We start from the raw sequence: 18,367 nt of genomic DNA, 5'->3' as shown, positions 1-18,367 counted from the left end.
TTTGATTTCAAATTACACTGGCTCCATGCTCAAACTGCCCATCAAACATTGCAAAAGTTGCGGCACGGCCGTGGTTTACCGATTGCCGGATGACGGCGACACCAAAGAGCGCGCCATCTGTACCGCCTGCCAGACGGTGCACTATGAAAACCCGCTGATGGTGGTGGGCACCGTGCCCTATTGGGATGATCGCGTGTTGCTGTGCAAACGCAATATCGAGCCGCGCTGGGGCAAATGGACCCTACCGGCCGGCTTCATGGAGCTGAATGAGACCGTGGCCGAAGGGGCGGCTCGTGAAACCGTCGAGGAAGCCGGCGCAGAGTTTGAGATGGGAAGTTTCTTCTCACTGGTCAATATTCCACGGGTGGGGCAAGTACACATGTTCTATTTGGCGCGCTTGCTGAGTGACCAGTTTGACCCGGGGCACGAGACCATTGAGGCCCGCTTGTTCAAGGAGGACGAAATCCCTTGGGACGAAATTGCGTTCAAAACAGTGGCTGAAACTTTGAAACGTTACTTTTCTGACCGCCGCGCCGGACAGTTTGCCATCCATGCCATTGACATTGTTTAACACGTCGTCGATTGAGATGCTGGAGTTTTGGTTGTACCGCGTGGGTGGCTTTGTGCTCCTGAATCTGGTGGATGACCCGGTTTGGCTGGCATTGATGTTTTGTTGAGCCCCAAGCGCCCCTGAACCATGCTGCCCTGCTACGTCTTGCTTGACCTGGAAACCACCGGCGGCAGTCCGGTGAATGACCGAATCACTGAAATTGCCGCAGTTCGTATGGAGGGTGGGCGGGAAGTGGCCCGCTGGAGCACCTTGGTGAATCCCGGCTGCACGGTCTCCCCTTTTATTGAGAGCCTGACTGGCATTAGCACCGCCATGGTCGCCACGGCGCCGCCATTTGCCGAGGTGGCACCCCAGTTGATGGCTTTGCTCGATGACGCGGTGCTGGTGGCCCACAACGTGCGCTTTGATCACGGCTTTCTCCTCAACGAGTTCGCCCGCGCCGACATGGCTCTGCGGGCGAAGACACTGTGCACCGTGCGCCTCTCCCGCGCGCTTTACCCGCAGCACCGCAGCCACGGGTTGGACGCCATCATGCAGCGCCACGGCCTGAGCACCACGGCCCGCCACCGGGCCATGGGCGATGTCGACGTGGTGAGCCAATGGCTGCAACAAGCCGAAACTGAACTGGGTGCCGATCACGTTGCCCAGCAAGCTTTAGCTCTGCTGCAAGGCAGCGCCGCCCTGCCGCCGCAGTTGGAAACCCATGTCGGTGATATTCCAGAAACTCCTGGGGTCTACCGTTTTTATGGCGAGGGCACCCTGCCCTTGTACATTGGCAAAAGCATCAAATTGCGCAGCCGCGTGATGGCGCACTTCCAAGCTGCCACCCGCGAGGCGCGCGAAATGCGCATCTCCCAGGAAATCTGCCGCGTTGAGTGGACCGAAACTGCAGGTGAGCTCGGCGCCCTGCTTTTGGAGGCTCGCCTGATCAAAGACCAGCAACCTATCTACAACCGCCAATTGCGCCGGGAAACGACGCTGTGCGCTTGGCGACTGGAAGATCAGCCGAAAACCCGCCCACTGGTCAAGTTGATCCGTGGTGAAGAGCTGAACCCGCGCGAATTTGACCGGCTGTACGGCGTCTACCGCTCAAAAAACCAGGCCTTATCCAGCCTGCGCGAGTTAGCGGACACCCACACGCTGTGCCTGCAATCGTTGGGACTTGAATCCGGTAAAGGCCGATGCTTTGCCCAACAAATCGGGCGCTGCAAAGGGGTCTGTTGCGGTCTGGAGGCCCCTGAAGTCCACTGGCTTCGTCTGAAACTGGCGCTGGCCCAGCAACAACTGCAGGTTTGGCCCCACCCCGGCAAGATTGGTCTGCGGGAATACAACGCCAGAACAGGCCGCACCGACATTCACCTGTTCGACCAATGGTGTCATCTGGCCACCGTGCATGACGAGGGCGACCTAGAGGACGCGTTGACATCGTCTGCGCCGGCTCTCGCTTTCGACCTGGACACCTACCGCTTGCTCCTAAAACACCTGAGTGGCTCCGGCAAGCCCGGGGTTGAGCTGATTCGGTTTCCCGCCCGTGACTGACAACACCAACCTTCCCGTGCAACTCTCCGTGCGCCAGAAAATGGGAGATGCCATTCTTGACTTGGTGTTGGCTGTGCCTGGCAGTGATGAGCCCCAGTCCACTCAAAACCCCGAGATGAAAGCTCGCGCCCTGGGGCGCAGTGCATCGCGCAAGGCCAGTTTGTTGGCCGGGTCCTTCGCGCTGCCGCCCGGCGTGCTGGGCTGGTTGACGGTCTTGCCCGAGTTGCTGGGTGTCTGGCGCTTGCAAGCCCAAATGGTGTCCGACATAGCCGCCGTCTTTGGCAAACAAGCCACCCTGAACCGGGAGCAAATGCTTTACTGCCTGTTCAAACATGTCTCCGCACAGTTGTTTCGCGACGTCGTGGCTCGGGTGGGAGAGCGCTACTTCATTCAAGCCGCCTCCACGCCCATGATTCGAAGCATCGCCCAAGCACTGGGTGTCAAAGTGACCAAGAACCTGGCCAGCAAAGGCGCGAGCCGCCTTGTGCCGTTGATCGGCGCGGTAGGCGTGGGGGCTTATGCCTACTACGACACCACGCAAGTCGCCAAGACGGCGGTTGAACTGTTCTCTCGTGAATTGGTACTCAAGGACGCGGATTCTGAATGAAATCGCCCCCCGGCCCTTGAATTAACGGCGAAAGAAGCTCCTTTATTGATAGCAAATCAAGACGGCGGCGGCTTGATTTCTTTGGGCTCGACGTCAATGACGTCAGAGTCATCGCGCCGGGCAGACGGCCCTTGGCCCGCGCCAGACATGGACCCCTGTCCGGGCGTCCGGTAAAAGCGATTCCACATGGCCTGGCGGCTCATTTTGAATGCCCAAGGCGTGACGGGCTGCCCCGTCAAACGCGCCCACAAGGATCTCAGCAGCCACACCATCAGCAACAACGAGGCGGCCGCCAGCAGGCTCAGGAAGAACACCAATCCGGCGATCAACAAGCCCACTCGCAATATCAAACCAAATACAGATCTCACCAACTGATTCAAAATCAAATTCCTTTGTTCAAATGCAAGTACGGGCATTTGCCACAAATGCAAGAGCTTAAGCGGGATGCGCCACGCCATCCACCCGGCGCGTCACCGGGTACGGCGGCAAGCCTTTCAACATCCGCCGCCCAAACCCGAGCTTGAGCAGACGCCGGTCATAACAAATCACGGTGGCGTGGTCATCCTCGGTGCGAATCGCCCGGCCGGTCCACTGCAGCAGCTTGATACCAGTGGCGGGCACCACCAGCTCGGAGAATGGATCACGCCCCACAGTCTTCAACCACTCAGAGCGAGCCTCTTCGACCGGGTCCGACGGCGGACTGAAAGGCAGTTTGGCAATAAACACCGTTTCGCACAGCTTGCCCGGCAGGTCCAAGCCCTCGCCAAACGACTGTAGCCCGAAAATAACAGACGGGAAACCCGCCTCCACACGTGCCTGGTGTGTGGCCAGCAAACGGCCCCGCGCCATTTGGCCCTGCACCAGCACCACGTCCCTCAAGCTGGCGCTCAAGGCATCCACCGCTGCCTTCATTTGCACCCGCGAGGTAAACAAGGCTAACGCGCCCAGCTCAACTCGGGCCAAATCGCCCATCAATTCCCCCACCATTTCTCGGGTGTAAGCCTCTGCCTGCTTGGGGTCGGCCGTGGTTTCCACCACGATCAGCTGGCCTTGCGTGGTGTAGTCAAAAGGACTCTCGACCTCCAAAGTGCTCACATAGGGTTTGTTGACCAGCCCCGCCTCATGCAAAAAGTAGTCAAAACTGGCACAACTGGTGAGTGAGGCGGAGGTGACCACGGCACCGCGCACCTGACTCCACAGGTATTGGCGCAGCAGATCACCCGGCACGATGGGGCAAGCATGGGCAGTTAAAAACACCAACCCCGAACTGGTGTCTGACTTGAGCCACTTGGCCAGTGGTTGCGGCCCATGCTCCAGCAGCAGGTTGGCGGTGGTCACCACGCTATTGAGTTTGGGCGCCATCTGTCCAAGCTTGGCGTACATCGCTGAACAGTTGGCCGCCTCGGATGGGTCTTCTTTGGCCCGCAGCTTCAGTTCGGCACCCAGCGCCTCCAGCGCTTTGGCCAAACCACTGCCGTGGCCCTGAATCAGGGTCACGGGGTCATGCAGGGCCTCTGGCAGCACCCCATCCTTGAAGCGGTGCACGCCGTCATAACCCGTGCTGGACACCGTGAGCAAATCCATACCAAGTCGGCCCACATCATGCAGGGCCGACTTGAGCTGCTGGGCCAGCGTGTGAACGTCTTGCGCCAGTGCCATGTGAATCTTTTCACTGACCTCTTGCAATATCTTGGGCAATTTATCCACCCAGCGCAGTCCCGACAAGTCCATGGCACTCGAGAATTGGTCCAGGGCCACGGCGGGCAAATGATGGCCCTCGTCAAACACCACCAGGCAATTGTCCAGCTCCGGCAAGGCCTTCATGCCCAATGAGGCCAGCACCAGGTCATGGTTGGCCACGATCACATGCGCCTCAGACAGTTTGGTGCGGGCGTTGTAATAACTGCAGTCCCTGAATCTTGGGCAATGCCGTGCCGTGCAGGTGTGGCGCTCCGCCGCCACGGCCGACCAGTCCCGCGGATCAGGCTGCTCGGCCAGGTTGTCCCGGTCGCCATCCCAATGATTGCTCGCAATGGCTGTGGCCAGTGAGTCATACAACTTCATGCGCCGTTCTTCGGGGTCTTCGCCTTCAAGCTGCTTCGCGTAAGTGGCCTTGGGCGGCGGCGTGTCCTCATCGATACCAAACAGGTCTTCAGAGGCCTCGTCGGCCCCGGCAATGCCCAGCCCAACGAATCGCTCCAGCTTGAACTTGCACAGGTAGCGACCCCGGCCTTTGGCAAGCGCAAATACAAAAGGCGTCTCCAGCACCGCTGCCAGCGCAGGCAGGTCTTTGGTCATCAACTGCTCTTGCAGCGCTACAGTCGCGGTCGAAATCACCACCCGGGTCTTGCGCGCGAGAGCCATCGACACCGTGGTGGACAGGTAAGCGGCCGACTTGCCCACACCCGTGCCGGCTTGAATGACCGTGATGGCTTTCTCCGGACTCGCATGCTCGCCCAGCGTCACCCCCGACAAGGCAGTTGCAATACGGGTGGCCATGTCCCGCTGGCCGGGGCGCGAGCGAAACCCCAAGGTGGACCCCACCACTTGATCAAAAGCGGCCAGGGACAGGCGCGCCAGGTCTTCAGCACTCAAAAGAAATCCCAATGTTGTTGTTTGAATCGAACGATTGACATCCCCCTATTACACCGCCGAATCAAGTGCCAACTGCTGGAGGCTGGATTCGCGCAAAATAACACCATGAACAACGATGATCGTTCGCGCGCCGAGGTCCAACTGGACGCCTTGCTGAAAAGAGCTCACGCGGCGCTGGATCAAGGCGACGTTAAAACCGGGCGGGAGTTGTCCCATCAGGCGCTGAAAGCGGCCTTGGCGCTGGAAAGCAAACGCTTTGAAGCCAAAGCCTTGCTGTGCCTGGCCCACTGCGACCGCATGTTGTCCCGCTACCGGCGGGCGCACCGGGCCAGCCAGCGTGCCGCTCAAGCCTTTCAACTGTTGGGCGACACCTCGGGTGAGGTGATGGCGCTGAGCACCCATGCCTATGTTGCCGTGAACCTGGGGCGCAATGAGGAGGCGGTTGAAGCCGCCCTGCTGAGCGTTCGCCTGAGTGAATTTGTTGAAAACGCGGAACACAGCGTGTTGTCTTACAACGCACTGGGTGTGGCTTATTTTTGGAGTCGAAACTTCGACAAGGCCGAGCAGGCGCTTCAGACCGCGCTACAAATAGCGGAGCAAACCACCCCGAAACTTGATACGTTTCAACCCCGGATCAATCAATGGTGGAACCAGATCATCCGCATATTCCATGAGCGGTTCGACGAAGGCCCACTCCCCTCACTGGCTCTTATGCGAGTCTTGCGCGAGTCCGTCATGCAAGGACACCACCACAACCAAACCGCCTCACTGACCCCCAATGTCACGACAGAAGCCGTATTGATGTTCGCAGCCAGTTTGGACCACTGTTGGCACGGCCAGCTTGAGCCGGCCAAAGCGGCGGCCATCAAGCTAAGCCGTTGGGCGCAGGGATACGGAACGTTGACGTGGCTGGTTGCGCTGGAAGCCTGGATACGCGCCGAAATCGCCTGGGCGGATCAAAACTGGCCAGTGGCCCACGAACAGGCCGCCAAGATGATCGAAATTGCGGTCACCGTGGAGCATGAACAATTGGCCTGTCTGGGCCACATGCTTGCGTCTCAATTGTTTGAAGCTCAAGGCGCGTCGGCCCGCGCACTCGACGAGCTTCGGCGTCTTCGCCAACGAGAGCAGTTGATTCGCAGCGACTGCCTGGAGTCCCGAGAGCACGTGATCAACTGGCAGATGGACCTTCGCTTGCGCCAGCGCAGCATCGCCCTGCTGGAGCTGACCTCGCGCCAACTGGAAAAACTGTCCCTGGAGGACAGTTTGACCGGCATTCCCAACCGTCGAAGTTTTGAGCGTTATGCCGACGACCTGCTTCGTCTGGGCAAGGAACGTGGGCAAATGCCCTGCATGGCTTTGATTGATGTTGACCAATTCAAGCAAATCAATGATCGGTTCTCGCACCAGGTGGGTGACGAGGTGCTAAAGCGCATTGCAAAAATTCTGAAAGCCCATGTGCGGGAAGATGACATGGCGGCACGACTGGGGGGTGATGAATTTGTCATCGTCTTTAAAACCGCAGACTTGGACATTGCCCAGCAGGTATGCCAACGCATTGGCGACACGGTGCGCCAGTTTGACTGGTCGGCCCTCAGTCCGGGTCTTCAAAGCAGCATCAGTGTGGGCGTGGCCCGGGCCGAGCAACAAGACACGGTCGAAACCCTGACCCACCGCAGCGACACGGCCATGTACTTGAAAAAGAAAACCCGCTTGAACGCCGCGCACACACTGCACTAGCCATTTCCAGTGGGTGGAGTCCGATATCGTTGGCAGGTTCGAGCGTTAGACTAGCCGGCCATTGGCCCCTTCCGCAATGGCCCAACCACTGAAACCCCGTCTGTCATGACGCCTCACACCCTTGTTATTCAAGAGCCCGCCTTTCCCGCCGCCCAGCTTTTTCTTCTTTTTCATGGAGCCGGTGGTACTGCACAAGCGATGAGCCCTTTGGCAGCGCGGCTCACTGAAGAATTCCCGGATGCCATGGTGGTGGCCGTCGCGGCACCCGAACCATCAGTGGGCGCAACTGGTTTTCAATGGTTTGACGACCATAGCGTGACGGATTCAGGCTTGGCAGCGGGTGTGACGGGCGCCCAACCGGTTTTTGAAGCTTGTATTCGCCATTGGCAACGCGCCGCTGGTGCCCAGGCCGCTGCGACGGCCCTGATTGGCTTTGGTCAAGGCGCCGTCATGGCCCTTGAGTCCAGTAAATCCGAAAAACCGCTCTGCGCAAGGGTGATCGCCATCAGCGGGCGATATGCCCAGCTGCCTGAATCGGTGGCTGCAGAGCTCACCTTTCATTTTTTGCATGGCAAAGAAGACACTGTGATTCCTTATAGCCACACGGTGCAAGCGGCGCACCACTTGCGCGACCTGGGCGCCGACATCACTGCCGAGGTAGTGCCCTTCATTGCCCATGAGTTGCACACCGATTTGATCGACATCAACATGACCCAGCTCACCACTCACGTGCCCAAGCGAATTTGGGACGATGCCATGAAGGCCAGCCCCGCAGCCTGAGCCAAAGATGCGCTGCGGGCGTGTGAGCTTAGAAGTCCAGCGCGGGGCGCATCTCGGATGCCTGAATGTACCGCCAGCGGCCCACAATTGCGGCCATCACGGCAGCCAGTAGTCCCGCAATTAGCAGCAACTCCAAGGGGTCCTGCCAGCCACCATCAAAGGCGCCAAACATGGCCGCACGGATGGATTTGACCACCCAGGTGATGGGCATCCAGGGACTGATCTGGGCAAACAAGCCGCCACTCAGTTCGACAGGCAGGACGCCTCCCGAGGACGACAACTGAACCGCCAGAAACACCAAGGCCAATGCCTTGCCGGCATCGCCCAACGCCCGTGTCAGAGCCACAATAATCATCAAGAACGTGGCGGCTGCCAGCGCCAGGGTCAAAATCAACGCCCCCCAGTGCATGACAGCAATCTCCAAGCCATAGCGAATCAGCAGGCACACGACCAGCACCTGCAACGCGACCACCCCCAAAGGAATCACCACTTTGCCCGACAACTTGGCAGCGCGACCAAATGGCTGCGCCTGCAGGGGCAAGACACGCAGCTGAATCAAGAACGCCGCCAGGCTGGCCCCTAGCCAAAGCGAGCCCGACAGAATATTGGGGGCAAAACCACTGCCATTGTTTTCAACCGCCGCGACAACCTCCACCTGAGGTTGAACCGAGGTGGCTAGACCCTCGGCACTGCCGTCGATTTTCTTGAGCGACGGGGGAAGAGAGGTGGCCAACAGGTCCAAACCACCCTCCAACCGCTGGGCCCCCACCCTCAACTTCTGAGCGCCCAGTTCCACAGAGGTCGCGCCTGTTGCCAGTGCGCTGGCGCCATGGGTCAACTCATCGATTTGATTGTCAGGAGGAACATTGATGGCGGCTGTATGAATCCCCTTGCCCAATGCTTTCACGCCATCTATCAAGGTGGTCACCCCGGCATTCAGTCGATTGGCCCCTTCTGCCAGCTGCCCCTGGGCCAGCGCAGCACTGGCCAGACCCGTATCCACACGGGTCACCCCCTCAGACAGTTGTCCGACGCGATCCTTCACATCTGCAGAGACCAAAAAGCTGCTATTCGCTTCATCCTTGAACTGAGTCACCCCTTCTGTCAAACGGGCTGTGCCACCTTTGAGTTCATCCAGACCTTTGCCCAACTCGCCATGCCCGGTGGACAAGGCCTGTGCACCATCCTGAAGTTGCTTCAAATCCGAGCGACGAGGCCGCTTCGCGTCCATGGTTCTCAGACCCGCCCCTAACTCTTTCACACCTCCGGCCAAGGGAACAACCGACTGGGCCAGCTGGCGACTTCCCTCGGCGACCGCAGTTGCCCCCTTAACGGCCTGTTGCGTCCCCCCTGTCAGTTCATGTGCACCGGCTCTCAGTTGCTCGACGCCCGCATGAAGTCGGTCAATATTGCGCTGAGAACCGGCCGCATCAGAGAGCACCAGAGCCCAACGTCGCTCATTGAGGCTTTCATTGACCTCATGGCCTAGCTCTTGGGCAAACCGACGGGCCAAACCGGAACTTTGGTAACTATTGCCCTCCGAGGTATAGACCACCAGTTTCCCTGCCCCTGCCGCCGCACCAGGAATGGCATTGGCGCTGAAATCCGGGGGAATGATCAGCGCGAAGGCCATGGAACCTTCCCGCACGCTGCGGCGCGCTTGCGCTTCGTCGACAAAATTCATAAATCCAAACGCGTGTCGTGCCTGCAATTTGGCAACCACTTCCTGGCCCACATTGAAGTCGTGCTGCCAATACTCCATGCCGTTGTCCAGATTCACCACCGCCACGGGAAGCGCGCCGGTCTTTGCAGCCGGATCCCACACACTGGACAGGTAAATCACCCCGTACAAAGCCGGGATCATGACTACCGCCAGGGCTGCCATCAACAGTTGGGGATAACGCAGAAAAAGCTGAGCTTCAGTGCGCAGTACAAACCAGGTTTGAGAGAAAAACGGCATGACAGGGGCCTCTTTCTGGCGTTAATCGTTGACTGGCCCGCGTGAGCTTTTGATGGCCGAGCGTTGGCTCTTGGCAGCCCGTGTGCGTTGTTTGGAGCCGTAACTGGGTTTGGTCGCTCGCCGGGTTTTGGGTGGCCTGGCGACCGAGTTCACGAGTTCACAGAGACGCTGCATGGCCCCGGTGCGATTCGCTTCTTGCGTTCGATGGGTTTGCGCCTTGAGTACGAATACACCGGTCTTGGTGATACGACTGTCATTGAGCGCCAGCAAGCGCTCCTTCACGTCGTCAGGCAGAGAAGAGGCGGCAATGTCAAAGCGCAAATGAATTGCGCTGGACACCTTGTTGACGTTTTGTCCGCCTGCCCCCTGGGCCCGAATAGCCGAAATCTCGACCTCTTCCTCAGGGACGTTCAGAAGCACCGGGGCGGCGGGTTCAGCCATGGCAATGTCGCAGGCGCCTCAACTCAGGCCGTGACCGTGGTTCGTATGGCGTCAATCTTTGGCGCGCTCAAGGTCATGTTCACACGCCTGCATTCATCACCGCCAGCCCAGCAATGGCCATGGCATAGCCACTCACGCCAAAACCGCACATCACGGCCTTGGCAACAGGTGAAATATAGGAGTGATGGCGAAATGCTTCACGGGCAAACACGTTCGAGATGTGCAGCTCAATGAGCGTGATTCCGGTGCCCTTGATGGCATCGTGCAATGCCACCGAGGTATGGGTGTAGGCCCCCGCATTCAACACCACTCCCGCCAGTGCGCCGCTAGCCTGAAACTGTCCGGCTTCATGAATCCAGTCCACCAACTGACCTTCGTGGTTGCTCTGGCGAAACTCCAGCTTAAAGCCGTGGCTGGCACAGGCTTGGTTGCACAGCAATTCGACGTCGGCCAGGGTCTGCGAGCCATACACAGCGGGCTCACGCGTGCCCAGCAGATTGAGGTTGGGGCCGTTGAGGATAAAAATGGTTTTCATACAAACTTCCAAACTAGGGGCAGGCGTCAAGCCGATGCGTTGATGGGTTTCAGGTCCACCCGCACATCGCCACATTGAGCACGATGGCGCAGCGCATGGTCCATCACCACCAGCGCCAGCATGGCCTCCGCAATGGGTGTCGCCCGAATACCCACGCATGGGTCATGACGACCTTTGGTGACCACCTCTGTGGAGTGTCCTTCCATATCTATGGATTCGCGAGGCGTGATGATTGAACTGGTTGGTTTGATCGCCATCGACACCTCCAGGTCTTGCCCGGAGCTGATACCGCCCAACACACCGCCCGCGTTGTTGGATTTAAAACCTTGCGGGGACAAGGAATCTCCATGTGAGGTGCCGCGCTGAGCAACGCTGGCAAACCCGGCGCCAATTTCCACGCCTTTGACCGCGTTGATGCCCATCATGGCGTAGGCAATGTCGGCGTCCATCTTGTCAAACAGTGGCTCACCCAGCCCCACCGGCACGTTCGACGCCGAGACGCGCAATTTGGCGCCGCAGGAATCGCCCGCCTTGCGCAACGCCTCCATATAGGTTTCGAGAGCGGACACATCGGCTACCGGGGCAAAAAACGGGTTGTTGGAAACCAGGTCCCATGACTCAAAACCAATGGGCATCTCACCAATCTGGGTCATACAGCCCCGAAACACCGTACCGTATTGCTCAAACAACCACTTCTTCGCCACCGCACCAGCCGCCACCATGGGCGCAGTCAAGCGGGCAGACGACCGCCCCCCGCCACGCGGGTCGCGAATGCCGTATTTCTGAAAATAGGTGTAGTCAGCGTGTCCTGGGCGAAACGACGCCAGAATGTTGCCGTAGTCTTTGCTGCGTTGGTCGGTGTTTTTGATCAACAGACATATCGGCGTGCCGGTGGTCTTGCCCTCGTACACGCCAGACAAGATTTCAACCGAGTCCGGCTCATTGCGCTGGGTAACGAACTTGGAGGTGCCGGGCCGGCGTCGATCCAAGTCAGGCTGAATGTCAGCCTCGCTCAGCGTCATGCCCGGCGGGCAGCCGTCAATCACGCAGCCAATGGCCGGGCCGTGGGATTCACCAAAATTGGTGACAGCGAAGAGATTTCCAAAGGTGTTGCCGCTCATAGTCTAGGATTATCCCAGACAGAATGACTGCCACGCGACTTGACTATCGACCTCTGAGTGGAACGAATCATGCTTGATGGCGGGCAGCATCCCCCATTTTTTGACCGAAAAGGAATACTTTATGCCAGACAACACCTCAACCCAGTTTTCCCACGTGAAACCCGGTGACACCTCGTTCGCGCCGGACGGACTTCGGGATTTCTTTTTATACCGCGATCTTGGCATTGCCGAGGCGACCAACGGCAAGGTCATTGCCCACCTAGTCAAAGCCAACATGGCACCAGAAGTGGGCACGGGTTGGCACCGTCACGAGGCAGATTTTCAAATCGTGATCATGACCAAGGGATGGGCAAAGTTCATGTATGAAGACAAGGAAACCTTGGTACAAGCCGGCGACGTCGTGCACCAGCGCCCGGGCATACGCCACTTCCTTTTTGACTATTCGCCCGACATGGAGTACCTGGAAATCGTCTCGCCGGCTGACTTCAAGTCAGTGGATGTGGAGCCTGTGTGTGCTGTTCCCGCCCCCACGCCCTGGGTCTGAACTCCAAAATTCCGGCGTCGGTGCATTGACGCGCTAGCGTCAAATAAACGCAGTGGCGCTTACGCCTGCTTGACGGGTCCGTCGCCTTCGGGCCAATCGCGGATATAAGCTTTGAGCATCTGGTTCTCAAAATTTTGGCTCTCAACCACAGTGCGGGCCACGTCGTAGAAACTGATCACGCCCATGAGCATGCTTTTATTGATGACTGGCATGTAACGGGCGTGGCGATCCAGCATCATGCGGCGCACTTCGTCCATTTCGGTTTCCATGGTGCAAATCAGGGGACCCGAGTCCATGGCGCGATAAACGGTGGTGGTACCAAACGAGCCACCGTTTTTCACGATCGCCTGAATGACCTCCCGAAAAGTGAGCATGCCCACGACCAGTCCGTTGGAGATAACAACTAGGGAGCCGATGTCTTTCTCTGCCATCAACTGGGCCGCGTCGGCCAGCGTGTCTTCCGGCTTGGCCGTGAAAAGCGTGCCACCCTTGACACGCAGAATATCGCTGACTTTCATCATTCACCTCATGTATCGTTTATGACCGGCCACTCACCTGTCTTTGGCCAAATATAGCCCACAATAAGTCGCTATTCGCGCCCGCATCCTGAGGAGCAGGCCTAAAGACGGATTCAAAAACTCAAATAGGAGCGTCATGTCAGGTTATTCAGACCCCGGATTCGACACACTGGCACTGCATGCCGGTGCAGCCCCCGACCCCGCCACGGGCGCCCGCGCGGTGCCAATTCATCTCACCACCTCGTTCGTATTCGAGTCCAGCGACCACGCCGCCGCCCTTTTCAACCTGGAGCGGGCCGGCCATGTGTACTCCCGCATCAGCAACCCCACCAATGCGGTGCTGGAGCAGCGCATCTCGGCACTGGAGGGCGGCATTGGCGCCATAAGCACCGCCAGCGGGCAAGCCGCGTTGCACCTGAGCATTGCCACCTTGATGGGCGCAGGCAGCCATATCGTGGCCTCCACCGCCCTGTATGGTGGCTCGCAAAACCTGCTGCACTACACGCTGCGCCGCTTTGGCATTGAAACCACGTTTGTGCAGCCCGGTGACATTGATGGCTGGCGCGCGGCGGTTCGCCCCAACACCAAATTATTTTTTGGCGAAACCGTGGGCAACCCTGGCCTGGACGTGCTGGACATTGCCACGGTGTCGGCCGTTGCCCATGAAGCGGGCGTGCCACTGCTGGTGGACTCCACCCTCACCTCCCCCTGGCTGATCAAGCCGTTCGAACATGGCGCCGATTTGGTCTATCACTCAGCGACCAAATTTTTGAGCGGGCATGGCACAGTCATCGGCGGTCTGGTGGTGGACGGGGGTAGCTTTGACTGGGACAAGTCAGGCAAATTTCCCGAGCTGACCGAGCCCTATGACGGCTTTCACAACATGGTGTTCAGCGAGGAATCCACGGTGGGCGCCTTTTTGCTGCGTGCCCGTCGCGAGGGTTTGCGTGACTTTGGCGCCTGTTTGAGCCCGCACTCAGCCTGGCTGATTTTGCAAGGCATTGAGACACTGTCGCTTCGCATGGCGCGCCACATGAGCAACACACAGAAAGTGGTGGAGTTTCTGGCCAGCCAGCCCTTTGTTTCCCGCGTCGGCCACCCGCTGTTGGAAAGCCACCCCAGCCATGCACTGGCGCAAAAGCTGCTGCCACGCGGCGCGGGCTCAGTCTTCAGCTTTGACCTGGCAGGCAGCCGGGCGCAAGGCAAGGCCTTTGTTGAGGCGCTGAAGGTCTTCAGCCACTTGGCCAATGTGGGCGACTGCCGAAGCTTGGTGATTCACCCGGCGAGCACCACGCACTTTCGCATGAGCGACGAGGCGCTTGTGCAGGGTGGCATCACGCAGGGCACGATTCGCTTGAGCATCGGCCTGGAGGACGCGGACGATTTGATCGACGACTTGAAGCGCGCCCTCAAAGCCGCTGAAAAAGCCGCAGGGAGCGCCGCATGAAGATCACCGTTAACGGACACGACACCTATTGCTACACCGGCGGCAAGGCCTTTGACGCCGCCAAACCCACGGCAATCTTCATTCACGGCGTTTTGAATGACCACAGCGTCTGGGCGCTGCAAACCCGCTACCTGGCCAACCACGGCTGGAACGTGCTGGCGTTGGATCTGCCGGGCCACTGCCGCAGCGCGGGCGATCCACCCGCCACGGTAGAAGCCGCTGCAGACTTCGTGTTGGCGCTGATGGACGCGGCCGGGCTCAAGCAAGCCGCCTTGGTGGGCCACAGCTTTGGGTCATTGATCGCACTGGAGACCGCTGCACGAGGGCCTGAACGGGTGACTCAGCTGGTGCTGGTGGGCGTCGCTTTCCCCATGAAGGTGGCACCGGCCTTGCTGGCCAACTCGCTCAACGAGCCCATGAAAGCCTTGACGATGGTGAATGTGTTTTCGCGCGCCACGCTGGCACCGCCGCCGTCCGCGCTGGGGCCAGGCACTTGGGTATACGGCGCGTCCATGGCGCTGGGGCGCAGGGTACTGGCCAGCAACACCCGCGTGAACTTGTTTCACACCGGGTTTTTGGCTTGCGACAGCTACACCCATGGCGAAGAAGCTATGGCTCAAGTGAGCTGCCCGGTGCTGTTTTTGCTGGGCAGCATGGACCAGATGGCGCATCCCAAGGCAGCTCAGGGCCTGATCAGGCTGGCCAAGAATGCGCAGGTGGTGCAACTGCCGGGGGGCCATCACCAGATGAATGAGACGCCAGAACCGATGTTGGCGGCCTTGGTGAAGTTTTTGAAGCCGTAACCATCGCTTGGGCGGGTGAACCCGCCCAGGCCAATATGCCTTAGACGCTATTCAATTTATAGTGCATCCCTCAGCACCAACGAGGGCCACAGGCTTTTTTCCCATAAATTGTGGGTGACTTCATCCTGGTGCAACAACAAGATGTTGAGCAAGGGCGCCAGCAAAGTGGTGTCCGGATTCGCCAGCAAGATGTAGCGAGAGGTGTGGTCCGCATCCTCTTCGTCCAGACGGCCGGTCCAGTCCAGGTCGCACAAGGTTTCCAGCACGGGTTCAAGCTGCAAGGTGTCCACTCGCAGCAACGTGGCAAGGTCTTGGAGGAGCAACCCTTTGGCCGCAGTTCCTCGGACTGACTCCAGTTGTTGCAAGGACTCCAGCGCCAGTTGAAACTGAAACCCATGAGAACGGGCGCGTGGTGGCACGCCGGACAGCAGGCTGGGCAAATAGGCCGCAATCACCGCGCCCAGCAACACAATCACCCAGGCCACATAGATCCAGATCAGCAAAATGGGCACCGTGGCAAAGGTGCCGTAGACCACCGAGTAGGTGGGCACATTGCTCAAGTACAAAGACAGCGCCTTCTTGGCCAGCAAAAATCCGGCGGAGACAAACAGGCCACCTGACAGTGCGTGGCCCCACTTCACCTGGGTGTTGGGAACATAGTGGTAAAGCGCGGCCATGCCGCCCGCCACCAGGGCGAATTGCAAACCGTCAAGCAACACTTGATAAGCCCCGGGCATGAAGCCCACCACCCCTTTGGACGCGGTCAGGGCAAAGGAGGTCAGGCTCAAACTAAACCCCAACAACAAGGGTCCCAACGTCATGGCGGACCAATACACCAGCACCCGTTGTCCCAAATGACGGGGTTTGCGCACCCGCCAAATGCTGTTGAGCGTGCGGTCAATCGTCAAAATCAATGCCAGCGCCGAGGTGAACAAAATCACAGCGCCTGCGGCCCCCAGTTTGCTGGCCTGGCCGGCAAACTGGGTCAGGTATCCCAGGACTTGGCGCGCGATATTGTCGGGGATCAGGCTGGTCAGCAACCACTGGTGCAACACCTGCTGAAACTTGCCAAACATGGGAAAGGCAGTGAACACGGCCAGCGCGACCGTGAAAAATGGAACCAGCGCAATGGTGGTCGTGAAGGTCAAGCTACTCGCGGTCAGCCCGAGTCGGTCCTCCCGAAAGCGGGCGCGAAGCGTTTGCGCGGTGCTTTGCCACGGAAAATGGGTCAAATCACTCAACAAGACTTCCAGGCGCTGGGGCCAAGTCAGTGTCGGCGGAGTGGGGAAATTCATGGCCGCTATGATGCCACCCCAATGACCTCGTCTCTCACTCCCGAACAAAACATTCCTTCTCCCCAAGTGGCCCTCACCCGAATACTGGCCGTGGGCAGCCTGCTGGGTCTCATTGTGCTGGGCCTTGCCTGGGAACTGGTGATCGCACCGATACGGCCCGGTGGCTTTTTGCTTGCATTCAAGGTGCTGCCGCTTTGCTTTCCACTGGTGGGGCTGCTCAAAAACCGCATGTACACCTACCGTTGGGTCAGCTTGCTGGTGTGGCTCTACTTCACAGAAGGAGCGGTTCGCGCCTATAGCGACCGGGCGCCCGGCAATTACCTGGCCATGATTGAAGTGGTGTTGTGTCTGATACTGTTTACCGCCTGCGCCCTGCACGTTCGCCTTCGCCTGAGAAACGCCAAATCTGCCCAAACTGACCATGCAAACCCTGCTGACTGAACTCACCCGCATTGTGGGTGCTGCCCATGTCCTGACTGAGGGCGATCTGAGCGCGTGGGAGCAAGATTGGCGCCAACGCAGTCGTGGCAAGGCGCTGGCCGTGGTTCGCCCCGGTTCAACCGACGAAGTCGCCCAGGTGGTGAAAGCATGCGCCGCGCACCTGAGTCAACACCGCGGCTGCGGTTTGAGCCTGGTGCCGCAAGGCGGAAACACTGGCTTGGTGGTCGGTTCCACGCCCGACACCACAGGGCAACAAATCGTACTCAGCCTGCAGCGCATGAATGCGGTACGCCGCCTGGACGCTGACAACCTGACCGTCACGGTCGAGGCCGGCTGCATCCTGCAAAAGCTGCAAGAGCAGGCCCAAGCTGCTAAGCTGTTGTTTCCGCTCAGTCTGGCGGCCGAAGGCACCTGCACCATCGGTGGCAACCTGAGCACCAACGCCGGCGGCACGCAGGTGCTGCGCTACGGGAACACCCGCGAGTTGTGCCTAGGGCTTGAAGTGGTAACAGCGCAAGGCGAGGTGTGGCACGGCCTCTCGGGACTGCGCAAAGACAATACCGGCTATGACCTGCGTGACTTGTTCATTGGCTCGGAAGGCACATTGGGCATCATCACAGCGGCCACGCTCAAGGTTTACCCCCTGCCCTGCGCCCGCCTCACCGCATGGGCTGCTGTGCCCTCTTTGGCAGCGGCGGTGCAGTTGCTGGGCCTGGCGCACCGACACTTGAGTGCCGGACTCACTGGTTTTGAGGTGATGGGGCAGTTCGCACTGAGCTTGGTGAGCAAGCACTTTCCCGACATGCGGGTGCCATTTCAACAAACATCTGCGTTTTGCGTCCTGCTGGAAAACTCCGACCACGAATCCGAGGCGCATGCCCGGGCCTTGTTTGAGCAACTGCTGGAAACGGCTCTGGAGTCGGGGTGCGTCACAGACGCCGTGGTGGCCGAGAACCTGACGCAGGCCAAGCAGCTTTGGCACATTCGCGAGAGCATTCCCCTGGCCCAATCCAAAGAGGGCCTGAACATCAAACACGACATTTCATTACCCGTGTCCGCCATCCCGGAGTTCGTGACGGCGACCGACGCTTTGCTCGAAGCCGCTTTTCCCGGCGTGCGGCTGGTCAATTTTGGACATTTGGGCGACGGCAACCTGCATTACAACGTGCAAGCACCGGTTGGGGTGGACGCCGCGGCCTTCCTCAGAACACAGGAGGAGCAGGTCAACACGCTGGTGTTTGATTCGGTGACTCGCTTCAATGGCTCCATCTCTGCCGAGCACGGCGTGGGCAGTCTCAAGGTGGACCACCTCACGCATTACAAGTCACCCGTGGCATTGCAGCTCATGCGAGCCATCAAGGCGGGGCTGGACCCGCACAATCTGCTTAACCCCGGGCGAGTGATCCGCCCCTGACCCGGGTTCAGCCAGT

General features: G+C 59.1%; 19 protein-coding genes. 11 read left to right on the top strand and 8 right to left on the bottom strand.

Features of this window, described 5'->3' with window-relative positions:
• Positions 1-25: 25 nt before the first annotated feature.
• Genes J8G15_RS03790 through J8G15_RS03780 form a run of 4 tightly spaced genes read left to right on the top strand, consistent with a single transcriptional unit; the run spans position 26 to position 2,717 of the window.
• The gene (locus J8G15_RS03790; protein WP_210547450.1) at positions 26-571 is read left to right on the top strand and encodes an NUDIX hydrolase; all 546 of its coding nucleotides are present in this window, start codon (positions 26-28) and stop codon (positions 569-571) included.
• A complete protein-coding gene (locus J8G15_RS21815) occupies positions 552-677 on the top strand; it encodes a hypothetical protein (RefSeq protein WP_255555743.1) in 126 nt (41 codons plus the stop codon). Before J8G15_RS03790 ends, J8G15_RS21815 begins: the two co-directional genes overlap by 20 nt.
• 20 nt (positions 678-697) lie before the next feature.
• Positions 698-2,110: an exonuclease domain-containing protein gene (locus J8G15_RS03785; protein WP_210546232.1), complete on the top strand. Its 1,413-nt coding sequence runs from the start codon at positions 698-700 to the stop codon at positions 2,108-2,110.
• Entirely contained in the window at positions 2,103-2,717 is a 615-nt protein-coding gene (locus tag J8G15_RS03780; protein WP_210546231.1) for a hypothetical protein, read from the top strand. The genes J8G15_RS03785 and J8G15_RS03780 overlap by 8 nt, the downstream gene beginning before the upstream one ends.
• Before the next feature lie 56 nt (positions 2,718-2,773).
• Here J8G15_RS03780 and J8G15_RS03775 read toward each other — a convergent pair whose 3' ends face one another.
• Together J8G15_RS03775 and dinG are read right to left on the bottom strand one after the other, a co-directional pair.
• Entirely contained in the window at positions 2,774-3,097 is a 324-nt protein-coding gene (locus J8G15_RS03775; RefSeq protein ID WP_240538428.1) for a hypothetical protein, read from the bottom strand.
• Between the two features lie 55 nt (positions 3,098-3,152).
• Positions 3,153-5,312, bottom strand: coding sequence for an ATP-dependent DNA helicase DinG (gene dinG / locus J8G15_RS03770; RefSeq protein ID WP_210546230.1), 2,160 nt, complete (start codon positions 5,310-5,312; stop codon positions 3,153-3,155).
• 105 nt (positions 5,313-5,417) lie between these two features.
• On the opposite strand from dinG, the gene J8G15_RS03765 reads away from it, so the two are divergent.
• The gene (locus J8G15_RS03765) at positions 5,418-7,052 is read left to right on the top strand and encodes a diguanylate cyclase (protein WP_210546229.1); all 1,635 of its coding nucleotides are present in this window, start codon (positions 5,418-5,420) and stop codon (positions 7,050-7,052) included.
• A 105-nt stretch (positions 7,053-7,157) separates the two neighbouring features.
• Positions 7,158-7,832 (top strand): esterase, encoded by a 675-nt coding sequence (gene ypfH / locus J8G15_RS03760; protein WP_210546228.1) that lies wholly within the window; start codon positions 7,158-7,160, stop codon positions 7,830-7,832.
• A 28-nt stretch (positions 7,833-7,860) separates the two neighbouring features.
• On the opposite strand, the gene J8G15_RS03755 is transcribed toward ypfH, so the two are convergent.
• The 4 genes from J8G15_RS03755 to aroC all read right to left on the bottom strand — a co-directional run bounded on the left by J8G15_RS03755 (position 7,861) and on the right by aroC (position 11,889).
• Positions 7,861-9,792: a YhgE/Pip domain-containing protein gene (locus tag J8G15_RS03755; RefSeq protein ID WP_210546227.1), complete on the bottom strand. Its 1,932-nt coding sequence runs from the start codon at positions 9,790-9,792 to the stop codon at positions 7,861-7,863.
• Positions 9,793-9,813: 21 nt separating this feature from the next.
• On the bottom strand, positions 9,814-10,233 hold the full coding sequence (gene arfB, locus J8G15_RS03750) for an alternative ribosome rescue aminoacyl-tRNA hydrolase ArfB (RefSeq protein ID WP_210546226.1): 420 nt from the start codon (positions 10,231-10,233) through the stop codon (positions 9,814-9,816).
• A gap of 79 nt (positions 10,234-10,312) precedes the next feature.
• The gene (gene aroQ / locus J8G15_RS03745) at positions 10,313-10,768 is read right to left on the bottom strand and encodes a type II 3-dehydroquinate dehydratase (RefSeq protein WP_210546225.1); all 456 of its coding nucleotides are present in this window, start codon (positions 10,766-10,768) and stop codon (positions 10,313-10,315) included.
• 26 nt (positions 10,769-10,794) lie between these two features.
• The gene (aroC, locus tag J8G15_RS03740; protein ID WP_210546224.1) at positions 10,795-11,889 is read right to left on the bottom strand and encodes a chorismate synthase; all 1,095 of its coding nucleotides are present in this window, start codon (positions 11,887-11,889) and stop codon (positions 10,795-10,797) included.
• Between the two features lie 121 nt (positions 11,890-12,010).
• On the opposite strand from aroC, the gene J8G15_RS03735 reads away from it, so the two are divergent.
• Positions 12,011-12,433 (top strand): cupin domain-containing protein, encoded by a 423-nt coding sequence (locus J8G15_RS03735; RefSeq protein WP_210546223.1) that lies wholly within the window; start codon positions 12,011-12,013, stop codon positions 12,431-12,433.
• Between the two features lie 59 nt (positions 12,434-12,492).
• Here J8G15_RS03735 and J8G15_RS03730 read toward each other — a convergent pair whose 3' ends face one another.
• Complete coding sequence (locus J8G15_RS03730) at positions 12,493-12,951, bottom strand: CBS domain-containing protein (RefSeq protein ID WP_210547448.1); 459 nt, start codon at positions 12,949-12,951, stop codon at positions 12,493-12,495.
• Positions 12,952-13,087: 136 nt separating this feature from the next.
• Here J8G15_RS03730 and J8G15_RS03725 point away from each other — a divergent pair, with 136 nt between their 5' ends.
• Together J8G15_RS03725 and J8G15_RS03720 are read left to right on the top strand one after the other, a co-directional pair.
• The gene (locus J8G15_RS03725) at positions 13,088-14,398 is read left to right on the top strand and encodes an O-acetylhomoserine aminocarboxypropyltransferase (protein WP_210546222.1); all 1,311 of its coding nucleotides are present in this window, start codon (positions 13,088-13,090) and stop codon (positions 14,396-14,398) included.
• The gene (locus J8G15_RS03720; RefSeq protein WP_210546221.1) at positions 14,395-15,201 is read left to right on the top strand and encodes an alpha/beta fold hydrolase; all 807 of its coding nucleotides are present in this window, start codon (positions 14,395-14,397) and stop codon (positions 15,199-15,201) included. The genes J8G15_RS03725 and J8G15_RS03720 overlap by 4 nt, the downstream gene beginning before the upstream one ends.
• A gap of 56 nt (positions 15,202-15,257) precedes the next feature.
• On the opposite strand, the gene J8G15_RS03715 is transcribed toward J8G15_RS03720, so the two are convergent.
• Positions 15,258-16,496, bottom strand: a complete 1,239-nt coding sequence (locus J8G15_RS03715) for a YihY family inner membrane protein (protein WP_210546220.1) — start codon at positions 16,494-16,496, stop codon at positions 15,258-15,260.
• 21 nt (positions 16,497-16,517) lie between these two features.
• Between J8G15_RS03715 and J8G15_RS03710 the strand changes: the two genes are divergently transcribed.
• A complete protein-coding gene (locus J8G15_RS03710; protein ID WP_210546219.1) occupies positions 16,518-16,937 on the top strand; it encodes a DUF2069 domain-containing protein in 420 nt (139 codons plus the stop codon).
• On the top strand, positions 16,918-18,351 hold the full coding sequence (locus J8G15_RS03705) for an FAD-binding oxidoreductase (RefSeq protein WP_210546218.1): 1,434 nt from the start codon (positions 16,918-16,920) through the stop codon (positions 18,349-18,351). The genes J8G15_RS03710 and J8G15_RS03705 overlap by 20 nt, the downstream gene beginning before the upstream one ends.
• The last annotated feature ends 16 nt before the right edge of the window (positions 18,352-18,367 follow it).

It is taken from the genome of Rhodoferax sp. PAMC 29310, from assembly GCF_017948265.1.
Taxonomy (GTDB): domain Bacteria; phylum Pseudomonadota; class Gammaproteobacteria; order Burkholderiales; family Burkholderiaceae_C; genus Rhodoferax.
This window is presented reverse-complemented; position numbering and strand designations above follow the sequence as displayed.

What these genes read in the sequence shown, in the direction of transcription:
- J8G15_RS03790 (WP_210547450.1), top strand. Translation starts at nt 26, where the DNA reads ATGCTCAAACTGCCCATCAAACATTGCAAAAGTTGCGGCACGGCCGTG.
- J8G15_RS21815 (WP_255555743.1), top strand. Translation starts at nt 552, where the DNA reads ATGCCATTGACATTGTTTAACACGTCGTCGATTGAGATGCTGGAGTTT.
- J8G15_RS03785 (WP_210546232.1), top strand. Translation starts at nt 698, where the DNA reads ATGCTGCCCTGCTACGTCTTGCTTGACCTGGAAACCACCGGCGGCAGT.
- J8G15_RS03765 (WP_210546229.1), top strand. Translation starts at nt 5,418, where the DNA reads ATGAACAACGATGATCGTTCGCGCGCCGAGGTCCAACTGGACGCCTTG.
- ypfH (WP_210546228.1), top strand. Translation starts at nt 7,158, where the DNA reads ATGACGCCTCACACCCTTGTTATTCAAGAGCCCGCCTTTCCCGCCGCC.
- J8G15_RS03755 (WP_210546227.1), bottom strand. Translation starts at nt 9,792, where the DNA reads ATGCCGTTTTTCTCTCAAACCTGGTTTGTACTGCGCACTGAAGCTCAG.
- arfB (WP_210546226.1), bottom strand. Translation starts at nt 10,233, where the DNA reads ATGGCTGAACCCGCCGCCCCGGTGCTTCTGAACGTCCCTGAGGAAGAG.
- aroQ (WP_210546225.1), bottom strand. Translation starts at nt 10,768, where the DNA reads ATGAAAACCATTTTTATCCTCAACGGCCCCAACCTCAATCTGCTGGGC.
- aroC (WP_210546224.1), bottom strand. Translation starts at nt 11,889, where the DNA reads ATGAGCGGCAACACCTTTGGAAATCTCTTCGCTGTCACCAATTTTGGT.
- J8G15_RS03735 (WP_210546223.1), top strand. Translation starts at nt 12,011, where the DNA reads ATGCCAGACAACACCTCAACCCAGTTTTCCCACGTGAAACCCGGTGAC.
- J8G15_RS03730 (WP_210547448.1), bottom strand. Translation starts at nt 12,951, where the DNA reads ATGAAAGTCAGCGATATTCTGCGTGTCAAGGGTGGCACGCTTTTCACG.
- J8G15_RS03725 (WP_210546222.1), top strand. Translation starts at nt 13,088, where the DNA reads ATGTCAGGTTATTCAGACCCCGGATTCGACACACTGGCACTGCATGCC.
- J8G15_RS03720 (WP_210546221.1), top strand. Translation starts at nt 14,395, where the DNA reads ATGAAGATCACCGTTAACGGACACGACACCTATTGCTACACCGGCGGC.
- J8G15_RS03715 (WP_210546220.1), bottom strand. Translation starts at nt 16,496, where the DNA reads ATGAATTTCCCCACTCCGCCGACACTGACTTGGCCCCAGCGCCTGGAA.
- J8G15_RS03710 (WP_210546219.1), top strand. Translation starts at nt 16,518, where the DNA reads ATGACCTCGTCTCTCACTCCCGAACAAAACATTCCTTCTCCCCAAGTG.
- J8G15_RS03705 (WP_210546218.1), top strand. Translation starts at nt 16,918, where the DNA reads ATGCAAACCCTGCTGACTGAACTCACCCGCATTGTGGGTGCTGCCCAT.